This window comes from Streptomyces sp. SID3343 (assembly GCF_009865215.1).
Taxonomy (GTDB): Bacteria; Actinomycetota; Actinomycetes; order Streptomycetales; family Streptomycetaceae; genus Embleya.
On the sequence record NZ_WWJX01001157.1, the window covers coordinates 1 to 222 of the forward strand.

Sequence of the window (222 nt, forward strand, 5' to 3'; positions counted from 1 at the left end):
GAGCACCGTCGGTGGATAGAACCAGCCCTTATCCTCGGGAATCTCACCACCGCAACGCAGGGTGGCGCCGGCCTCGATAGCTGAACGCACCAGGCCGTCAACTTTTTCGCGGTCACGCTCGGTGATCATGGGCCCGACCTCGGATTTTTCGTCCAACCCGTCCCCGACGACCAAACCGGACATCATCTCGATCATCTTGTCGGTGAATTCCTCGGCCACCGA

1 protein-coding gene is annotated in these 222 nt (G+C 60.4%); it reads right to left on the reverse strand.

The features are described 5' to 3' along the window. The coding region (locus GT354_RS36095; protein ID WP_161360606.1) for an aldehyde dehydrogenase family protein at window positions 1-222 on the reverse strand (222 nt) is incomplete at both ends.